A 19,020-nucleotide genomic window follows, 5' to 3' on the forward strand; every position below is an offset into this window, starting at 1 on the left:
AAATAGTGTAATTTGCTTTTAGTTCTCCAAAAGTACTGTTTAAATTAATCCCTTTATCTGTTTTAAAACGCGAATCGAATATTCTTACAGTGCTAATTGTTGCTGTAGAATCTAAAGCTTCACTTGGTGACAACTCTAACAGTTTTTTACCACCCTTTTCATAGATTTCTATACCATTAACACGACCAGTAAATTCATCTCCTGCAATTTTTTTAACAACAGAATCATTAGCATATACAATTTCTAATGCGCTTACTTTAGTAGAATCTGTTAGCAATCCTATATTTTGTTTAGAGATTAAAAAAGGATTAACTTCTGTTTTCTGGCAAGACGTAGCTAATGTTGCTGTTGCGATTAAGGTGAAAAATAATTTCTTCATTTAGTTTATATAAAATAGTTGTTGTTATATCTAGTTTTTGTTGGGGTGTGTAAAATAGTTACTTAATTACTTTTTTTAGAATTCCGAAAACGGCTCTTATAAAAGTAGCACTAGTTAATACTTTTACAATAGGGTTTTGGGCTGTGCTTCTTCGTCTAGTAGTCGCTCGTTTACTTTCTTTTTTTGCTTTAGCGGCTTCCTTTTCTTTGGCTATTCTAGCATCTTCTTTTGCCTTTAAAGCTTCTGCTTTTTTAATTTTTTCGTTTAATATTTCGTAAGCACTTTTTCTGTCTATAGTTTCATTATATTTCATGACCAATTTAGAATCATGGAATAAATCCTGAAGCTCACTATCTGTTAGTACATCCATTCTACTCATTGGCGCACGTAACATAGTTGCGGCAAGTGGAGTTGGTCTTCCTTTTTCATCTAATGCAGAAACTAATGCTTCTCCTATACCTAAAGAGGTTAATACTTCTGCAGTATCATAATAGTCTGTATCTGGATAATTCTGCGCTGTTAACTTAATGGCTTTTCTATCTTTTGCTGTAAAAGCGCGTAAAGCATGTTGAATTTTTAAGCCTAATTGACTTAAAATGGCTTCAGGAACATCTGTTGGATTTTGTGTTACAAAATATAAGCCTATACCTTTACTTCTAATCAGTTTTACAATACTTTCAATTTGGTTTAATAATGCTTTAGAAGCTTCATTAAATATTAAATGCGCTTCGTCTATAAACATTACTAATTCTGGTTTTCCAGAATCTCCTTGCTCTGGGAAGGTTTCATAGATTTCAGCTAATAAACTCAACATAAATGTTGAAAATAACTTGGGTTTATCTTGAATATCTGTAAGTCTAATAATATTTATATAACCACGGCTATCTCTGGTAGTGCGTACTAAGTCTTCTACATCAAAACTCTTTTCTCCAAAAAATAAATCGCCACCTTGCTGCTCTATTTCTACTATTTTACGCAAAATAGCTCCGGTTGAGGCCGATGAAACTCTTCCGTATTCTTGTTCAAATTCAGCTTTACCTTCTTTAGTAGCATACTGTAATATTTTTTTGAAATCTTTTAAATCTAAAAGCGGTAATTTGTTATCATCACAATATTTAAAAACAACAGCAACAATACCAGATTGTGTTTCTGTTAAATCTAAAATTCTAGAAAGTAATACAGGACCAAATTCGCTAACTGTAGCACGAAGTCTAACACCATCTTGTTCAGATAAAGACAAGATTTCTACAGGAAACCCTTTAGCTTCAAAATCTAAACCTATTTTAGCGTGACGTTCGTCTATTTTTGGATGCCCAGGACTTGGTTGTGCTAAACCACTTAAATCGCCTTTAATATCCATAAGTAAAACAGGAATTCCCTTATCGCTTAAATTTTCGGCTAATACTTGTAATGTTTTTGTTTTTCCGGTACCTGTTGCTCCTGCAATTAAACCATGACGATTCATGGTCTTTAATGGAATTTTTACAAAAGCATCCGTTATTGTTTCTTCATCAAGTATTGCAGAACCCAAAGTAATAAAGTCTCCTTTAGTAGTATTACCTTCGGTGATGTGCTTAAAGAATTCGTCGCGTTTACTCATAATGTTTTAGTATTTGCCGTAAAAATAATAATCTTTAAGAGAATGTATTACTATTTAACGGACTTTTCACGGACTAAAAATTGAGGGTTATAATTCATTCACTTCAAACTTTATAGCTATATTTGCAGGCTTATGACGCAGGAAATACAAGATTTAGTAAAGAAAGGAAAAATGTTACCCTTAATGGAAGAGTTTTATACTATTCAAGGAGAAGGGTTCCATAAAGGAACAGCAGCTTATTTTGTTAGAATAGGAGGTTGCGATGTAGGATGCCATTGGTGTGATGTTAAAGAAAGCTGGATTGCGGCATTACATCCACCAACAGAAACAGAAAAAATTGTAGCTAATGCTGCAAAGTATAGTGATACTATTGTTGTAACTGGAGGAGAACCACTAATGTGGGATATGACAGAATTAACAACACAATTAAAAGCTAAAGGTATGCAAGTGCATATTGAAACCTCTGGAGCTTACGAGTTATCTGGTACTTGGGATTGGATTTGTTTATCTCCAAAAAAAGTAAAATTACCAACACAAGGTGTTTACGAAAAAGCAAACGAGTTAAAAACTATTATTTATAATAAAGACGATTTTCGTTTTGCAGAAGAGCAAGCTGCAAAGGTAAGTAAAGATTGTATTTTATATATGCAACCAGAATGGGGGAAGCGTGATAAAATGATTCCAGAAATAGTAGAGTATGTTATGGCTAACCCAAAATGGAAAGTCTCACTACAAACACATAAGTATTTAAACATACCATAGGATAATAGACTTAAAAATAAAAAAGCCTGTATTTTACTAAAATACAGGCTTTTTTTGGGTATAAGGATTACTTTGTAAATGGCACAGTAACTCTTAAAGTTCCCCACCCCATGTGTAAGTCTAAACCATTTTTAGATTTTTCGAAAGCCATAGAAAATGCTTCTAAAGATTCTTTTCCTGTAGTTGCTGGTACATTAATTCTAGCAACATCATTTGCTTCATTGTAGAAATAACTTCCCCATACATTAATATCTGTACTTAAAATAATAGTCCATTCTTTATCTCCAGGAATTGTAAATAAAGAGTAAGTTCCAGCCTTAACTGTTGTCCCTCCTAATTTCATATCTGTGTATAATGTAATCTCAGCGGCTTCATTAGCTCCAGTTCTCCATACTTTACCATTAGGAGCTAGCTTACTTAAAGCTCTTCCTTTTAGTTGAGGTCTACTATAAGTAACCTTAACTAATTTGTTAGACTCTTTATAACTTGTAGGAAAAGAAGCTACGTCCATTGGGCTTTTATCTAACCCACTAAAGTTTTGAGCATTTACGCTAAAACTTAATAAGGTCATAAAAACAAAAGTAGTTGCTGTAAAAAAACTTGATTTTTTCATAATAATATCGTGTTATAGTTTGATTGAATATAAAGGTCGGAATAGTAATCAGCTATTTACAGTATATTACAGAAATTAACTAAAGCTTAACAAATTTTTTAGATGTTTTCCCTGTGTTGTTATGGAAATCTAAAATGTAAGTGCCACTAGACAAGTCTTCTACAGGAAATGTGTAAGTTTTTGTTTTGGTATTTCTAATTAAATCTCGGCTTAACTGTTTTATAAATTTTCCATTAACATCATGTAAACTAATAAGAAGATTATCATCTGCTTTAAAATTTACTGTAAACTCTAATTGATTAGTTACAGGATTTTTAGTGAGTTGTATATTTAAATCTGCCTTATATTCAATGTCAGAATTGTTATTACTAAGCACTTCTGTAGTGTACTTATAAACTGTTGTACCAGCAGCATATGCCAACGAGTTGTTAATAATAAAAATACGATTTAAATTACCTCCAACACCTAAATCGGTCCAAGTAGCCCCTCCGTCTACGGTTTCAAAAAAACCTGTAGTATGGCCTCCCATCCAACCTTTAGTTTCAGAAATAAAACCAACAGCTTCAATTCCTGACTCTGGAGCATCAAAAGTAGACCATGTGTTTCCTCCATTGGTAGATGTAATTAACTTACCAGGGTTTGGGTCTGAAGCAAATAAGGCTCCAAACATAACATCTGTATTACTTTCTAAAACTTGAAGCTTCCAAATGTATTCACCAGGAATAGTCGCGTTATAAATTGTAGACCAAGTGCTACCTCCATCTGTCGTTTTTAAAACAACTGCACCTGTAGCATTCCTACCAGCTGCAAAACCATTTAATTCGTCTAAAAACTTAATTTCTACTAACGCAGTGGCATAAGCAGACATGTCTATATAACTCCAAGTGTTACCACTATCTGTAGATTTTATAATATGTGCAGGTTCAAAAAAAGCACCACAACCATAAATAGTTGAAATTCCAACAGTATCTAAACCGCAAATTGCAGGTGGATTTGGTGTTATAATAACTTCGCTCCAATTATCACCTCCATCTGTAGTTTTGTAAAACCTACCATTTAAAGTCCCTAAAAAACCTATGTTTTCATTTAAAAACTCAATATTTCTAAAGTAATGATTGCTGCCTAATATGGTATTATTTAGTTGTTCTGTCCATGTTAAACCGCCATCAGTAGTTTTATAAACAGCAGCAGAAGAACCGTTTGCAGTCCATCCTAAATTATTGTTTAAAAAGAAAACATCGTCAAAACGCGTACCGTTAGTATTAGAAACAATATTAGGAGCATGTTGCCAAGTTTGCGCAAAAGAACTAAGGCTTATTAAAAGCGTTATTAATTTTATAAATTTCATTTGTTTTTCTTTTTCAGATTATAGATATCTGTTGTCAACTTTCAGTTTACAAAGTTACTATACTATTTTTTATACTTTTTAGTTTCGTATTATTTCAAATATTTAATATTATGTTTTAAAATGTAATCATTATTGTGTTTTATATTTTTAAAATGAAACTTTAAAATGATATTTGCTTAATAAATAACAATAAAAGAAATAAAATATATAAATTATGTGTGGAATAGTATGTGCTTTCGACCTTAAAGAAAAATCTGAAGATTTAAGACCACAAATTTTAGAGATGTCTAAAAAAATACGCCACCGTGGCCCAGATTGGTCAGGAATATATAGTAATGATAAAGCTATTTTGGCTCACGAACGTTTAGCAATTGTAGACCCTGCATCTGGTAAACAACCATTATTTAGCCCAGACAACAAATTAATTTTAGCTGCTAATGGTGAAATCTATAACCATAGAGCATTACGTAAACAATTTGAAGGTAAATACAAGTTTCAAACTGAAAGTGACTGCGAAGTTATTCTAGCATTATACCAAGAAAAAGGCGTTGATTTTGTTGATGAAATGAATGGTATTTTTGGCTTTGCTATTTATGATGCGGAAAAGGATGAGTATTTTATAGCAAGAGACCACATGGGTATTATTCCTTTATATATAGGTTGGGATCAAAACGGAACATTTTATGTTGCTTCCGAATTAAAGGCTTTAGAGGGAATATGTACTAAAATTGAATTATTTCCACCAGGTCATTACATGTCTAGCAGAGATGGCCAGTTTGTGAAATGGTGGAAAAGAGATTGGACAGAGTATGACGCTGTAAAAGATAATGAAACAAGCATAGCAAAAGTAAAGGAGGCACTTGAGGCCGCAGTGAAAAGACAATTAATGAGCGATGTGCCTTATGGAGTGTTGTTATCGGGAGGTTTAGATTCTTCTGTAACCTCCGCTATTGCAAAAAAATATGCGCAAAAGCGTGTGGAAAGTGATGGAGCAACAGAGGCATGGTACCCGCAATTACATTCTTTTTCTGTAGGTTTAGAAGGCTCTCCAGATTTAGCAGCAGCACAAAAAGTAGCAGATTATATTGGTACGGTTCATCACGAAATTAAATTTACAATTCAAGAAGGGCTAGATGCTATAAAAGATGTGATTTATAACATAGAAACATACGATATTACAACCATTCGTTCATCTACCCCCATGTATTTAATGGCGCGTGTTATTAAATCTATGGGTATTAAAATGGTATTGTCTGGAGAAGGAGCCGATGAGATTTTTGGAGGCTATTTGTATTTTCATAAAGCACCAGATGCAAAAGAATTTCATGACGAAACGGTACGAAAATTAGATAAGTTACATATGTACGATTGTTTACGAGCAAACAAAAGTTTAGCCGCATGGGGAATAGAAGGGCGTGTACCTTTTTTAGATAAAGAATTTATAGATGTAGCAATGAGTATAAACCCACAGGATAAAATGATTAATGGGGAGCGTATGGAAAAATGGGTAATACGAAAAGCTTTTGAAGATATGCTACCAGAAAGTGTAGCATGGAGACAAAAAGAACAGTTTAGCGATGGCGTAGGTTACAGTTGGATTGATACACTTAAAGATCTGGTAGAAAAAGAAGTAACAGATGAGCAGATGGAAAATGCTAAATACAGATTTCCAATACAAACACCACAAAACAAAGAGGAGTTCTATTATCGTTCTATTTTTGAAGAGCATTTTCCTAGTGATACAGCAGCCTATAGTGTACCACAAGAACCAAGTGTAGCTTGTAGTACTAAAATAGCATTAGAGTGGGACGAAGCGTTTAAAAACATGAATGAACCTTCTGGGAGAGCAATTGCAAATGTGCATGATTCTGCTTACTAAAATAATAAGGCATATAAACAGAAGTTGCGATAGCATTGTTTCAATGTTTTAAAATTGGATAATTAATTAAAAAGAGGCTGTCTTAAAAGTATTCAAAACGTCATTCTGAATTTATTTCAGAATCTCATTAAACTAATTTTTAAATTGTTATGAGAAACCGAATCAAGCTCGGTTTGACGAAAGTTTTACTTTTAAGACAGCCTCTTTTAATTTACTGAATAAGCGAAATTATTTTTTTATAAATTTCTTAGTTGTAGTCTTACCAGATTTCGTCTCTATACTTATAAAATAAAGTCCAGCAGGTAAATCTGTAACAGAAAGAGAGGTTATATCTTTGTTTGTTTTTAAAACGACTTGCCCAGTAGTATTTACAATATTTATATGTTTTACAACCTCTGTAGTATTTGTTAGAATTGTAATATAATCTTCAACTGGATTTGGATACAATTGAAATATTTTACGTTCAGTAACAGGTGTAGATAGTGTATTTAATGCATTACGCTCCAAAACTTCTATGGTTTCGTTTACTCCAAGGAATGCGGAAACTATAGTAGCATTATTATACCTAAATATTAAATCATTAGTAGTATTGTCGTAATAATAGTAAGAAGTTTGTGTTAATGTTCCAACATTATTAAAAATAGGAGGTACACTAAACGAGAGTGATTGATCTAGTCTTAATCTTGTAACATTACCATTATATGAGCCAGTACCTGTGTCATTTAAATTTAATGTTCCATAGGCCTCAACAGTAATTGTTAGAGTGCCAGTGAAAGTACCATTAGTACCTTGGTATTCAAATGTCCCAGCTACTGGTGCTCCTGTATTATTATAACCAAAATTTAAAGGGAATAAGCCAATAAATGCATTGGTTGTTGAATAGTTTAAAGTAAAGTCACCTTGTATAGCACCAGTTAACGAAGTCCCTGTCATATCCTCTTTAATAAATACGTTACTTACAGTTGGTGTACTACCCTGTGTAGTTGTAGATTGTACTTCGGTAGTTCCTGGGTAAGTTGTAATTTGAGCTGCAGTAGGTGCTGCATACGTATCAATATTTGTACCTGCAGCTGTTAAGTTATTAAAAGACCAAGTAACATTTGCACCAGTTGGAGACTGATCTATAGCAGGGCTAGAATTAACAATTGTAAAGTTAGACATTGGTGCACTATTAAAAGTTGCAATAGGTGTTTGAGCTGAACTTATACCATAGCACAATGATAAAAGTAAAAGTAGTTTTGTTTTCATAAAATAATTAGGATTAATAATTGCCTCAAAACTACTAAAAAAAGAGCTTTATAGGGGTATAAGCTTTAAATTTCTTGCTTTTCGTTTTTTAGTGATTTAACATCTGAAAAATAATATATTTGTCTCGTAAAGCCTATAAAAACTGTAAATGACAGATAGGTGACATTTAAATGGCGTGTAAGAAACAAAGGTAACTCTGTAAATTTGCTTCATCAAAAAAATACAATGAAACAACAAACATTAAAAGAGAATTTACTATATCAACGAAAGTTGAAAGGTTATACACAAGACGAACTTTCCGATATAACTACTGTTGGAGTACGAACAATACAACGTATTGAAAAAGGAGACGTTCAACCACATTTACAAACTATTAAATTATTAGCCGAAGGTTTAGAAATAGAAGTAGAAGATTTGATTGTTCTAGATAACCCTGCCGAAGAAGTTATAAAAAGAAAGTGGATGTTATTATTGCATGGTTCTCCATTTTTAGGACTAATTATCCCGTTTGGGAATGTTATATTTCCATTGTTTTTGTGGATTAATAAAGCCGATGATAATGGTGTTTATGATAAACATGGCCGTGCAGTAATTAACTTTCATTGTACAATTAACCTATTACTAATAGTGTCGTTGTTACTATTTTTTCCATTTCCAGGTATTAACTTTTTTGCTACTGGAGCAGTATTTCTTTTTGGTATTATTTTTAGTATAAAGAGTCTAATGTCTGCATTGAATTCTCATACATATAATTACCCTTTATCTATTCCTTTTTTGAAGTTAAAAGGACTTTAATCACTTCTAAAATTTATTGTAATATGTTAGGATTATTAGTAATAATAATAGTCTCATGGGGACTCTTATATTTTATCGAGAAAGAAAACGTATTGGTTTTAGGATTTGTTCCTAATAAAAAACGTTGTATTCAATTTTTAATAGGTTTTATATTTATAGTAATAATTGCACTTATAGTAATCTATGCTGTAACGTTAATTAAATCTATAACATGGGAGTCTAAAAATGTTAATTTTAAATTAATATATAAGGCATTTATATACCATTCTAAATCTGCATTAACGGAAGACTTGGTCTTTAGAGGAGCTATTTTATATATACTTATTAGTAGAATAGGGGCTAAATGGGCTGTATTAATTTCTGCATTATTCTTCGGAATCTATCATGTGTTTTCATATGGTATGGCTGATGAAAGAATTATTCCAATACTTTATGTTATTTTAGTCACTGGCTTTACAGGTTATGTTTGGGCATATGCTTTTGTAAAAACAAAATCTATTGCAATAGGATTGGGGTTACATATAGGAAGTAACTTAGTCGCTACATTTTTCTATCCATCTCAACCCTATGGAGAGTTGTTATATGCAGAATTATCGCAAGTTCATTTTTCTGAATGGCAAGAGTTTTATATTCTTTTATTTAGAGGTTTTTTTCCTTCTATTGCTACTTTGTTTTTTTTGAAGTTTCTGTTCAAGTCAAATATTGAAGCATTGAAAAACAATTTAGGACGAAAATAAAATGATTGTTGGGCTAATAAAAAAGTTAATATTTAAAATTTGTTTTTGGTTTAAGAAAAATCGCCTTTAGCCCATTTTTCTTGTAGTTCAATATATTTTTCTTTAGGCTCGCAAGTCTGCCAATTAATATTATGTTTTTTACAGATTTTTATATGGAAAATAAGTCCAATTAATGGGTGGCCAATAATAAATAACAGACTATAGTGGTTTAACCAATAAGTTAATAAAGTGGATACTGCTACATAAAAAATGAATTTACCAGCAATTTTCCATTTTGGCCTTACAAACTTTCCATTATGAAAATAACCTATAACCCAAATAATAATTGAGAGTAGTATATATCCAAATTGTATATTACTCATAAAATTGTGAGGATTAATTTATTTATAAAAATACATTTTTTTTATTTTCGGAAAAGCCTAAAAGCAATCTGTTATTGCTATGATGGAAAAAAGAGCATTGAATACTCTTTTTTTTTAGTTTAATTTATTGTGCAGGGCTACCTTATTTCAAAGTAATCCATTTTATCACCTACTTCTAATAACCATTTTTCTGCAAAACCAGCATTAACTTCAAGAACAAATTGAGCTGGAGCATTAGAGGGAAGAGAGTTTTCATTAAACGGTACTGCATTTTCCTGAAAACTAACAATAGTTTTATTGTTATCTATAAAGATTAAATCTAAAGGGATCCGGGTATTTCTCATATAAAAAGAACGTTCTCTTAAACCAGGAAAGACAAAAAGCATTCCTTGATTTGGTTTCATAGATTCTCTATACATTAACCCTGTTTGGATCTCTGAGTCTGTGTTTGCAATTTCTATATCTAACTTAGTTATTATACTATCGTTAGTACCTTTAAATAATGTTAGCTCTCCTTCTTTGGTAAAAGTAACTTCTACTGGTTTAATTACTTTTTTTTCCTCTTTGCAAGCACAAAATAATATTGTAAAGCAGAGTAGGAGTATGCCTATATAGTTTATTTTTTTCATCAGTTTAATTTAAAAAAGTTTGAATGCATTTTAATGACTTTAAACAACTGGCGTTTTTGGTTTATATATAAACATAAAATAAAGCCCAATTAAAATAAAAGGAATACTTAATATTTGTCCAGTATTCATTCCCATAATCCAATCTTCTCTCCCTTCAACTTGTGCTTCTTTAACAAATTCTACAAAAAAGCGAACTGTCCAGAGTAAAACTAAAAATAGACCAAATAAAAACCCCGTTTGTTTATCCTTATCTGTTTTTAAATAAAAGAATAATAAAATTAAGAATACAAAAATATAACAAAATGATTCATATAATTGAGCTGGGTGTCTAAAAGGAACTGCTTCTAGTAAGGTTTGAAATTTTGGATTATCTGTTACAGCTTGATAAGCTTTTTTATAATCACTAATCCCAGTAAGTTTAGTTATTTCTCTTTTGCTGTAGTGCTCTTGAACAAAGCGAACAGCTAATGACGAATCTGTAATCTTCCCTACAATTTCAGAATTAATAAAGTTTCCAATCCTTATAAATACAGCTCCAGAAGCAACAGGGATAACAACACGATCTAAAATCCACATTAAAGATTTGTATTTATATTTTTTGCGGTATAAGTACATTGCAACAATAATTCCTATAGCCGCACCATGACTTGCTAAACCAGAAAAACCGGTAAATTCAAATTCTGGCTTAAACCTGAAAGGTAAGAATACGCTAAAAAAATCTTGAGAAAACAATTCAGACTGATAGAAAATAACATGCCCTAAACGAGCACCTAACATTGTTGCTAAAACGGTATAAATAAAAAGAGGGTCTAGGTTCTCTAGGCTTATTTTATCTCTTATAAAAATACGTTTCATTATATTCCATCCCAAAATAAAGGCAATAACCCACATTAAGCTGTAAAAATGGATTTTGAAATTTCCAACGATATCAATTCCTGTAATAGGATTCCAATCGAATTGTAGTAAGTACATAAATTTGTTTTTTATAATGTAAATATATGGTTTTGGATAGTATTCTAACTTCTATTTAATAGCTTTTTAACCAAAGGTATGTTTTTGAGTCTTTTTAAATTGAATGAGCATTGCCGCTGGTAAAGTAGTTTTAATGATCTTCTTTTTCTGGTACAGGGTCATAGCCTTTGCCGCCCCATGGGTGACAGCTAAATATACGTTTAAGAGCAAGACCGCCTCCTTTTATTAGCCCATGCCTCTATAAGGCTTCCTTAGTATAATGCGAACAAGTTGGTTGATACCTACATGTTGCAGGAGTAAATGGAGAAATAAAGGTTTGGTAAAGCTTTATTATAAATAAAAAAGGCTTAATTAAAATTTGTTTCATCATATTTTTAATTTAAGCCTATTATATAATTATAAGTTATAAGTTAATGATTAGTTTGTTGTAAATGTTGTGCCTTCTTTCCCATCATTTAACTGTATACCAATCTCTGCTAACTCATCTCTAATTTTGTCAGAAAGAACAAAATCTTTATTAATTCTAGCTTCTTGTCTTAATTTAATAAGTAAATCTACTGTACCAGATAATTTGTCTGCACCAACTCCTTCTTTTGCTGTGTTTTTTAACCCTAATACATCGAAAGTAAAGGCTTGTAATGTTGCTTTTAATTGCGCTAAATCTTCTGTGTTAAGTGTAGCATTACCGTCCTTTATTTGATTAATCCATTTTACTGCTTCAAATAATTGAGCGATAAGTATTGGAGAATTAAAATCATCGTTCATGGCATCGTAACATTTCTGTTTCCATTCAGAAACATTAAATGAAGAGGTCGATTCAGCTTTTATATTTTCTAAATCATTAATGCCATCCATTAAACGGTTAAATCCTTTTTCACTAGCAGATAAACCATCATCTGTTAAATCTAAAATACTTCGGTAAGACGACTGTGCTACAAAAAAGCGAATAACACTAGGGGAGTAAGCTTTACTAAAGAATTTGTTATTTCCAGAAAGTAACTCATCCGGATTTACAGTATTTCCTGTAGATTTAGCCATACGTTGCCCATTTAAGTTCAGCATGTTGGCGTGCATCCAATAATTAACGGGCGATTTACCTATAGCGGCTTCGTTTTGTGCAATCTCACACTCATGGTGAGGGAATTTTAAATCCATTCCACCACCATGAATATCAAACTGTTCACCAAGGTATTTTGTACTCATAGCTGTACACTCTAAATGCCAGCCAGGAAAGCCATCACTCCATGGAGAAGGCCAACGCATAATATGTTGAGGTTCGGCTTTTTTCCAAAGGGCAAAATCCTGAGGGTTCTTCTTATCACTTTGCCCATCTAATTCACGAGTGTTGTGTATTAAATCTTCAAGTTTTCGTTTACTTAATTTACCATATTCGTTAGTTTCATCGAACTTGTGGACATCAAAATACACAGAGCCATTAACCTCGTATGCAAAACCATTATCAATAATCGTTTTTATTAATTCTATTTGTTCTATAATATGCCCTGTAGCTGTAGGTTCTATACTTGGAGGTAAAAAATTAAACGTTTTTAAAACGTTATGGAAATCTACAGTATAACGCTGTACTACTTCCATTGGTTCAATTGCTTCTAAACGTGCTTTTTTAGAAATTTTATCTTCCCCAATATCTGCATCACTTTCTAAATGCCCAGCGTCAGTTATATTTCTTACATAACGTACTTTATATCCTAAGTGTTTTAGGTAACGAAAAACCATGTCAAAAGACATAAATGTTCTTACATTTCCTAAATGTACATTACTATATACAGTAGGGCCACAAACATACATGCCTACGTAACCTTCAGTAATAGGTGTGAAAACTTCTTTATTCCCGCTTAAAGAATTATATATTTTTATTTGCTGATTTTGAAAAAGCTGCATGTAATACTGTTTTTTTAGATTAAAACTTTGTATCTAATTTAATATAATCTAAGAATTCTCTTTTAGTCTCTTTGTTTTTAAACTGTCCGCCAAACTCTGATGTTACCGTGCTACTTTCAATATCACGAATACCACGAGAGTTAACACATAAATGTTTAGCATCTATAACACAGGCTACGTCTTCAGTTCCTAAAACCTCCTGTAACTCTTTAACAACTTGTATGGTTAAACGTTCTTGAACTTGAGGGCGTTTTGCGAAATAATCTACAATACGATTCATTTTAGATAAACCTACCACTGTACCATTAGAAATGTAAGCAATATGGGCTCTACCTACTATAGGTAATAAGTGATGCTCACAAGTTGAATATACAGTAATGTTTTTTTCAACTAGCATTTCGCCGTACTTATACTTATTCTCAAAAGTAGAAGCGCTAGGTTTTGCATCAGGATTTAAACCACCAAAAATTTCATTAACAAACATTTTTGCAACTCTATTTGGTGTCCCTTTTAAACTATCGTCTGTTAGGTCTAATCCTAACGTTTCCATAATATGCTTTACGTCTACTTTTATACTTTCAATTTTTTCTTTATTAGAGAGATTGAAAGCGTCTTTTCTTATAGGCGTTTCTGCAGATGTACCTACGTGATTTTCGCCAATATCGTCGTAGTGTTCTTTTGTATTATCAATTTTCATTTCTTCAAAAAAGAATTAAGGGCACAAAGATAAGTAATAAAAAAATCATAGCTATGAGGTAGGAGTTTTTAAATTAGAATTGTCGTATAGTTACAGGAATAATATATTAACAAAAAGTTAATTTTTTTTTACTACTTTTAAAAGCTAAAAATCATACCAAAATGAGATTAAAATTACTGTATATTTTACTGTTACTTTTTGCAGTAAATGTGTTTACTTCTGAAGCGCAAAACAAAAAAGAAAAAGCATTAACTCAAGTTAAGTTTAATGAAAATACAAACGCTCCATTAACAACAATGGAAATGAGTATTTTAACAGAGGCTTATGGAGAAAGTCTTGAAGCATTAGTGCTTAGTAAACCACAACGATTAAAAGACTTAAAACATTTACTACGTAACAGAATTCAAATAGTGGATGCAAAGAACAAAGAGGTGTCACATTTTCCTTTAATGTCAAGTCAACCAACCTTTAAATACTATAAAAAGAGCTTCTCTAAAAATATACTTTATCAAGGATTAAATTTTAACCCATTACAATTCAATCTAAATTTTTATTCAAAAGAAGCTACAACCTATAGAATAGATAACACCAACTACATACTAATTATTAAGCCCCAACATTAATAAAGACAGAGATGAAGAAAATTACATTATTACTTTTATTATTTACAAGTTTTGCATTTTCTCAAGATATTTTAATGCAAAATGGATCTTTTAATCAATGTTCGGGAACATTCTATGATTCGGGAGGTATGTCTGCTAATTATGGAAATGGAGAAAGTTTTGTGTTAACAATATGTCCAGATGCAACAGATAATATTGTTCAGTTAAATTTTACTGCTTTTAATACACAAGCTAATTTAGATACAATGACTATCTATGATGGAGATAGTACCGCAGCACCATCATTAGGAACTTTTTCTGGAGGAGGAGCCGCAAATAGCCCAGGTTTAGTAGAAGCGACAACAACTAATGCTACTGGATGTTTAACTATAGAGTTTATTAGCGACGGAACAGCAAATACCACAGGTTGGGCAGCAACAATAACTTGTTTTTTACCATGTCAAGATATTACTGCCGTTTTAGATAGCACAGTGCCAGCCCAAAATGGAGCAGGAAATGTTGAAGCAGCAGTTAATGAAACTATTACGTTTAACGGTAATGGAGTATTTTCAAACTCAGGAGCAGGAGCAACATATTCATGGGATTTTGGAGATGGAAATATGGGGACAGGACAAAGTACAACACATACTTATACAGCAGCAGGTATTTATGATGTTACATTAACAATAACAGATACTAACCCTAATGGATGCCAAAGTACAAATAATATAAATCTACAAGCTATTATTGGAGCTTCCAGTCCTGGAAATCCTAATGTAGATGCCGGACCAGATTTAACAGTAGATTGTAATACGGGATGTGTGGATATCACTGCATCTTTTTTAGATATAGGAGAAACGAATACATACAACACAAGTCAAATTGTATTTGTGCCACCATTTCCTTTCAATGGCTTAACAAATTCAATCAATACTAATATTGACGATAATTGGTCTGGAGTTGAAAACTTACCTTTTGATTTTTGCTTTTTTACAAATACTGAAACTCAGTTTCAAGTAGGATCTAACGGAGTTATTCGATTTGATGTTGATCCAACAGATACAGGAAACGGTTATGCATTAGCACAGACCGATGACTTACCTAATAATGCTAACCCAACGTTAGGAGAAGCTAATATATTTACACCTTGTCATGATATTGATCCATCTGTAAATAATACTAACGAGATTAGATGGGAAATTATTGGAACAGCACCAAATAGAGTATTAGCAGTTTCATATTTTGAAGTACCTCTATTTTCATGTACTACATTAGAAGCGACGCATATGGCTGTTATGTATGAAACAACTAATGTAATAGACATATACATAAGAAATAGTCCGTCTTGTACAACATTTAACGGAGGTAGAGCTGTTGTTGGGATACAAAATAATGCAGGAGATGATGCTTTTGTACCACCAGGTAGAAATGTATCAGATTCTCCATGGACAGCAACGGAAGAAGCATGGCGATTTACTCCAGCAGGAGATAGTGTTGTAACTTTTGAATGGTTAGATGATACTGGAGCAGTAATATCTACAGACCCAACATTTAATGTATGTCCATCTACAACGACGACTTACACAGCAAGAGTTACATACAATAATTGTAATGGAGATGTTACTGTTGTTACAGACGATGTTACCGTTTCTGTACCAATTAGTGTAGATTTAGGACCAGATCAAAACTTATGTATTGGAGATCCTGATGTTGTGTTAGATGCAACGATAGCATCTGGAACAGCAACATATCAGTGGGCATTAAATGGAGCAAATATAGCAGGAGAAACAAATCCAACATACACAGTATCTTCACCAGATTCGGGAACATATACTGTTACAGTTGTAGATCAAGGTTGTACAGTTACAGAAGATATAGTTATCACGTTTTCTGATGCTAATGCAACATTTACAACAGTAGCTACTTGTGATGGAGCTACGGTAGATACAGTGGTAGTTCCAGGAGGGACATTCTCTTTTAACCCAGCGCCAACAGATGGAGCAGTAATAGACCCAGCAACTGGTACAGTAACAGGGGGAACACCGGGGGCAACATATACAATACAGTACACAACTGATAATACGTCATGTCCAGATACTTCTACAGTAACAATTACTGTTTTAGATGCCGATGACGCTACATTTACAATGACACCAACTTGCGATGGAGGTACAGCTACTATCACAGGAACTACAGGAGGTGATTTTGCTTTTAATCCAGTACCAACAGATGGAGCAGTAATAGATGCAACAACTGGTACAGTAACAGGAGGAACATCTGGAACGACATATACCGTTGAATATACAACAACAGGAGTTTGCCCAGCAACATCTACCCAAAACGTAACTGTACACCCGTTAGAAAATGCTGATTTTACAACAACAGCAACTTGTGATGGGGGAACTGTTACAATAACTGGCAATACAGGAGGAACATTTACCTTAAATCCAGCTCCAACAGATGGAACTGTAATAGATGCAACAACAGGTACAGTAACAGGAGGAACATCTTTAACAACATATACAATACAATATACAACAGGAGGGCCATGTCCAGAAACGACAACAGCAGATGTAACTGTACTTCTTAACGATGATGCATCATTTAGTGTTGATACAGAGACATGCGATGGAGGAACTGTAGTTATTAATGGGACAGCAGGGGGAACTTTTACCTTCAATCCAGTACCAGGAGATGGAGCTACAATAGACCCAAATACAGGAGAAGTAACTAATGGAACATCAGGAGCAACGTATACAATACAATACAATACTAGTGGATCCTGTCCAGCTTTTAGCCAGCAAGACTTAAATGTATTGCCAGCTGATGATGCTAGTTTTACTATGACACCAGGGTGTGATGGGGCAACCGCTACGATTACAGGGCTTACTGGAGGAACATTTGCTTTTAACCCAGCGCCTACAGATGGAGCAGTTATAGATACAGCAACAGGAGGAATAACTATGGGAGTTCCAGGTACTACATATACTGTAGAATATACAACCAACGGGCCATGTGTAGCAACAGAAAGTCAAGATGTTACAATATTTACTCAACCCGTAATCCCAGTATTACCAGCCTACGAGATATGTGATAATGACGATGATGGCGATGCAACCAATGGAATAGCAGAGTTCGATTTATCAACCATAGATGCCTCCGCAATAAATGGACAAGCCGACGTAGTCGTGTCCTATTACGCAACAATGGCCGATGCACAAGCAACCCCGCCAACAAACGCAATAGGACCAGCTTACACAAATACAACACCAGTAAATCAAACAATATACATACGCTTAGATAACACAGTAACAGGCTGCGTATCTGTGATTGGGACATTAGAATTAATGGTAAACCCATTACCAGTAGCAACAGCCCCAACGCCATTAGAATTATGTGATGACGACACAGACGGTCTAGTAGAATTTGATTTAACCGTTAAAGACGCAGAAATAATAAATGGACAAGCCAATATGAGTGTAACCTATTACGAAACACAAGCCGATGCAGAAGCAGGAACAAGTGCAATAGGACCATTATATACCAATACAACCCCAAATTCACAAATCATAATAGCGAGCTTACAAGATAACACTACAGGCTGTTCAGATACGGTAGAGTTAACCCTAATAGTTTATGCATTACCAGTAATACCAACAATAACAGATTACGAATTATGTGATTATAATAATACGGGCGACGAACAAGAAAGCTTTGATTTAACAACAAAAGATGCAGAGATAGCAAACGGTCAATTAGACGTAACCATATCCTATCACTTAAGCGCAGCAGAAGCAACAGCAGGAACAGGCGCTTTAATAAGCCCTTATCTAAACACGAGTAATCCAGAAACGATTCATGTGCGAGTAGAAAACACAACCACAAGCTGTGTAAATACAAGCGAATTTGATTTAATCGTAAATCCAATTCCAGTCCCAGTAGTCCCAACACCATTAGAAGTCTGTGATGATAACGTACCAGATGGCATTACACAAATAGACCTAACCATTAAAAATGCAGAAATATCAGGGAATAATCCAAATTATCAAGTCACCTATTATGAAACCCAACTAGACGCAGATAATGAAGTAAACCCAATAGGCCCAGTATACACAAATACAGTAAACGGACAAATCATTTTTGTACGAGTAGAAGACGTAAACACAGGCTGTTATGATACAACAACGCTAACCTTACAAGTCGAGCAAGCCCCAGTAGCCTGCACCCCAACACCATTAGAATACTGCGACCCAGATAGCGATGGTTTTGGAGAATTCGATTTAACCCAAGCCGATAACGAAGTGGCCTGTGGAGTAACAGCAGGATTAGTCATCACTTACCATGAAACCATGGCCGATGCAGAAAACAACATTAATGCCATCACCGGCATTTACAATAACATTGTGGTTAACATGCAAACCATTTATGTACGAATAGAAAGCTCAACTATCGCAACAGACTGTGCAAGCTTTGTAGAACTACAACTTATCGTCAACCC

General features: G+C 33.4%; 16 protein-coding genes and 1 pseudogene. 6 read left to right on the forward strand and 11 right to left on the reverse strand.

The annotated features are described in order from the left end of the window. Positions 1-379, reverse strand: a 379-nt coding sequence (locus ACVC2P_RS04015) for a hypothetical protein (protein ID WP_452597199.1), incomplete at its 3' end; no start/stop codon positions are given. 58 nt (positions 380-437) lie between these two features. Then, positions 438-1,979 (reverse strand): helicase HerA-like domain-containing protein, encoded by a 1,542-nt coding sequence (locus ACVC2P_RS04020; RefSeq protein ID WP_452597200.1) that lies wholly within the window; start codon positions 1,977-1,979, stop codon positions 438-440. A 132-nt stretch (positions 1,980-2,111) separates the two neighbouring features. Here ACVC2P_RS04020 and ACVC2P_RS04025 point away from each other — a divergent pair, with 132 nt between their 5' ends. Then, positions 2,112-2,741: a 7-carboxy-7-deazaguanine synthase QueE gene (locus ACVC2P_RS04025; RefSeq protein WP_452597201.1), complete on the forward strand. Its 630-nt coding sequence runs from the start codon at positions 2,112-2,114 to the stop codon at positions 2,739-2,741. A gap of 67 nt (positions 2,742-2,808) precedes the next feature. On the opposite strand, the gene ACVC2P_RS04030 is transcribed toward ACVC2P_RS04025, so the two are convergent. Together ACVC2P_RS04030 and ACVC2P_RS04035 are read right to left on the reverse strand one after the other, a co-directional pair. Then, entirely contained in the window at positions 2,809-3,354 is a 546-nt protein-coding gene (locus ACVC2P_RS04030) for a DUF2911 domain-containing protein (RefSeq protein ID WP_452597202.1), read from the reverse strand. Between the two features lie 79 nt (positions 3,355-3,433). After that, positions 3,434-4,702, reverse strand: coding sequence for a YCF48-related protein (locus ACVC2P_RS04035; RefSeq protein WP_452597203.1), 1,269 nt, complete (start codon positions 4,700-4,702; stop codon positions 3,434-3,436). A gap of 214 nt (positions 4,703-4,916) precedes the next feature. Between ACVC2P_RS04035 and asnB the strand changes: the two genes are divergently transcribed. Then, positions 4,917-6,581 carry an asparagine synthase B gene (asnB, locus tag ACVC2P_RS04040; protein WP_452597204.1) on the forward strand — a complete coding sequence of 555 codons (1,665 nt, stop codon included), beginning with the start codon at positions 4,917-4,919 and terminating at the stop codon, positions 6,579-6,581. Between the two features lie 228 nt (positions 6,582-6,809). Here asnB and ACVC2P_RS04045 read toward each other — a convergent pair whose 3' ends face one another. After that, on the reverse strand, positions 6,810-7,829 hold the full coding sequence (locus ACVC2P_RS04045) for a T9SS type A sorting domain-containing protein (protein WP_452597205.1): 1,020 nt from the start codon (positions 7,827-7,829) through the stop codon (positions 6,810-6,812). A gap of 225 nt (positions 7,830-8,054) precedes the next feature. Between ACVC2P_RS04045 and ACVC2P_RS04050 the strand changes: the two genes are divergently transcribed. Then, on the forward strand, positions 8,055-8,624 hold the full coding sequence (locus ACVC2P_RS04050; protein ID WP_452597206.1) for a DUF4870 domain-containing protein: 570 nt from the start codon (positions 8,055-8,057) through the stop codon (positions 8,622-8,624). 23 nt (positions 8,625-8,647) lie between these two features. Next, on the forward strand, positions 8,648-9,361 hold the full coding sequence (locus tag ACVC2P_RS04055) for a CPBP family intramembrane glutamic endopeptidase (RefSeq protein ID WP_452597207.1): 714 nt from the start codon (positions 8,648-8,650) through the stop codon (positions 9,359-9,361). 50 nt (positions 9,362-9,411) lie between these two features. Here ACVC2P_RS04055 and ACVC2P_RS04060 read toward each other — a convergent pair whose 3' ends face one another. The 6 genes and pseudogenes from ACVC2P_RS04060 to folE all read right to left on the reverse strand — a co-directional run bounded on the left by ACVC2P_RS04060 (position 9,412) and on the right by folE (position 13,920). Then, complete coding sequence (locus tag ACVC2P_RS04060; protein ID WP_452597208.1) at positions 9,412-9,723, reverse strand: hypothetical protein; 312 nt, start codon at positions 9,721-9,723, stop codon at positions 9,412-9,414. 137 nt (positions 9,724-9,860) lie between these two features. Next, the gene (locus ACVC2P_RS04065; RefSeq protein WP_452597209.1) at positions 9,861-10,352 is read right to left on the reverse strand and encodes a DUF192 domain-containing protein; all 492 of its coding nucleotides are present in this window, start codon (positions 10,350-10,352) and stop codon (positions 9,861-9,863) included. 39 nt (positions 10,353-10,391) lie between these two features. After that, positions 10,392-11,324: a prolipoprotein diacylglyceryl transferase gene (gene lgt / locus ACVC2P_RS04070; RefSeq protein WP_452597210.1), complete on the reverse strand. Its 933-nt coding sequence runs from the start codon at positions 11,322-11,324 to the stop codon at positions 10,392-10,394. Positions 11,325-11,454: 130 nt separating this feature from the next. Then, a pseudogene (gene yidD, locus ACVC2P_RS04075) lies at positions 11,455-11,691 on the reverse strand (membrane protein insertion efficiency factor YidD). Positions 11,692-11,741: 50 nt separating this feature from the next. After that, the gene (gene cysS / locus ACVC2P_RS04080) at positions 11,742-13,223 is read right to left on the reverse strand and encodes a cysteine--tRNA ligase (protein ID WP_452597211.1); all 1,482 of its coding nucleotides are present in this window, start codon (positions 13,221-13,223) and stop codon (positions 11,742-11,744) included. A gap of 19 nt (positions 13,224-13,242) precedes the next feature. Then, on the reverse strand, positions 13,243-13,920 hold the full coding sequence (gene folE, locus ACVC2P_RS04085; RefSeq protein ID WP_452597212.1) for a GTP cyclohydrolase I FolE: 678 nt from the start codon (positions 13,918-13,920) through the stop codon (positions 13,243-13,245). A gap of 161 nt (positions 13,921-14,081) precedes the next feature. Between folE and ACVC2P_RS04090 the strand changes: the two genes are divergently transcribed. After that, positions 14,082-14,543, forward strand: coding sequence for a hypothetical protein (locus ACVC2P_RS04090; RefSeq protein ID WP_452597213.1), 462 nt, complete (start codon positions 14,082-14,084; stop codon positions 14,541-14,543). An 11-nt stretch (positions 14,544-14,554) separates the two neighbouring features. Then, on the forward strand, positions 14,555-19,020 hold a 4,466-nt coding region (locus ACVC2P_RS04095; RefSeq protein ID WP_452597214.1), incomplete at its 3' end, for a PKD domain-containing protein.

This window comes from Pontimicrobium sp. MEBiC01747, assembly GCF_053601635.1.

Excerpts from the sequence above, each read along its gene's own strand:
- ACVC2P_RS04025 (WP_452597201.1), top strand. The coding sequence starts at position 2,112 with ATGACGCAGGAAATACAAGATTTAGTAAAGAAAGGAAAAATGTTACCC.
- ACVC2P_RS04020 (WP_452597200.1), bottom strand. The coding sequence starts at position 1,979 with ATGAGTAAACGCGACGAATTCTTTAAGCACATCACCGAAGGTAATACT.
- ACVC2P_RS04055 (WP_452597207.1), top strand. The coding sequence starts at position 8,648 with ATGTTAGGATTATTAGTAATAATAATAGTCTCATGGGGACTCTTATAT.
- ACVC2P_RS04030 (WP_452597202.1), bottom strand. The coding sequence starts at position 3,354 with ATGAAAAAATCAAGTTTTTTTACAGCAACTACTTTTGTTTTTATGACC.
- asnB (WP_452597204.1), top strand. The coding sequence starts at position 4,917 with ATGTGTGGAATAGTATGTGCTTTCGACCTTAAAGAAAAATCTGAAGAT.
- ACVC2P_RS04050 (WP_452597206.1), top strand. The coding sequence starts at position 8,055 with ATGAAACAACAAACATTAAAAGAGAATTTACTATATCAACGAAAGTTG.
- lgt (WP_452597210.1), bottom strand. The coding sequence starts at position 11,324 with ATGTACTTACTACAATTCGATTGGAATCCTATTACAGGAATTGATATC.
- cysS (WP_452597211.1), bottom strand. The coding sequence starts at position 13,223 with ATGCAGCTTTTTCAAAATCAGCAAATAAAAATATATAATTCTTTAAGC.
- ACVC2P_RS04045 (WP_452597205.1), bottom strand. The coding sequence starts at position 7,829 with ATGAAAACAAAACTACTTTTACTTTTATCATTGTGCTATGGTATAAGT.
- ACVC2P_RS04035 (WP_452597203.1), bottom strand. The coding sequence starts at position 4,702 with ATGAAATTTATAAAATTAATAACGCTTTTAATAAGCCTTAGTTCTTTT.
- ACVC2P_RS04060 (WP_452597208.1), bottom strand. The coding sequence starts at position 9,723 with ATGAGTAATATACAATTTGGATATATACTACTCTCAATTATTATTTGG.
- folE (WP_452597212.1), bottom strand. The coding sequence starts at position 13,920 with ATGAAAATTGATAATACAAAAGAACACTACGACGATATTGGCGAAAAT.
- ACVC2P_RS04090 (WP_452597213.1), top strand. The coding sequence starts at position 14,082 with ATGAGATTAAAATTACTGTATATTTTACTGTTACTTTTTGCAGTAAAT.
- ACVC2P_RS04065 (WP_452597209.1), bottom strand. The coding sequence starts at position 10,352 with ATGAAAAAAATAAACTATATAGGCATACTCCTACTCTGCTTTACAATA.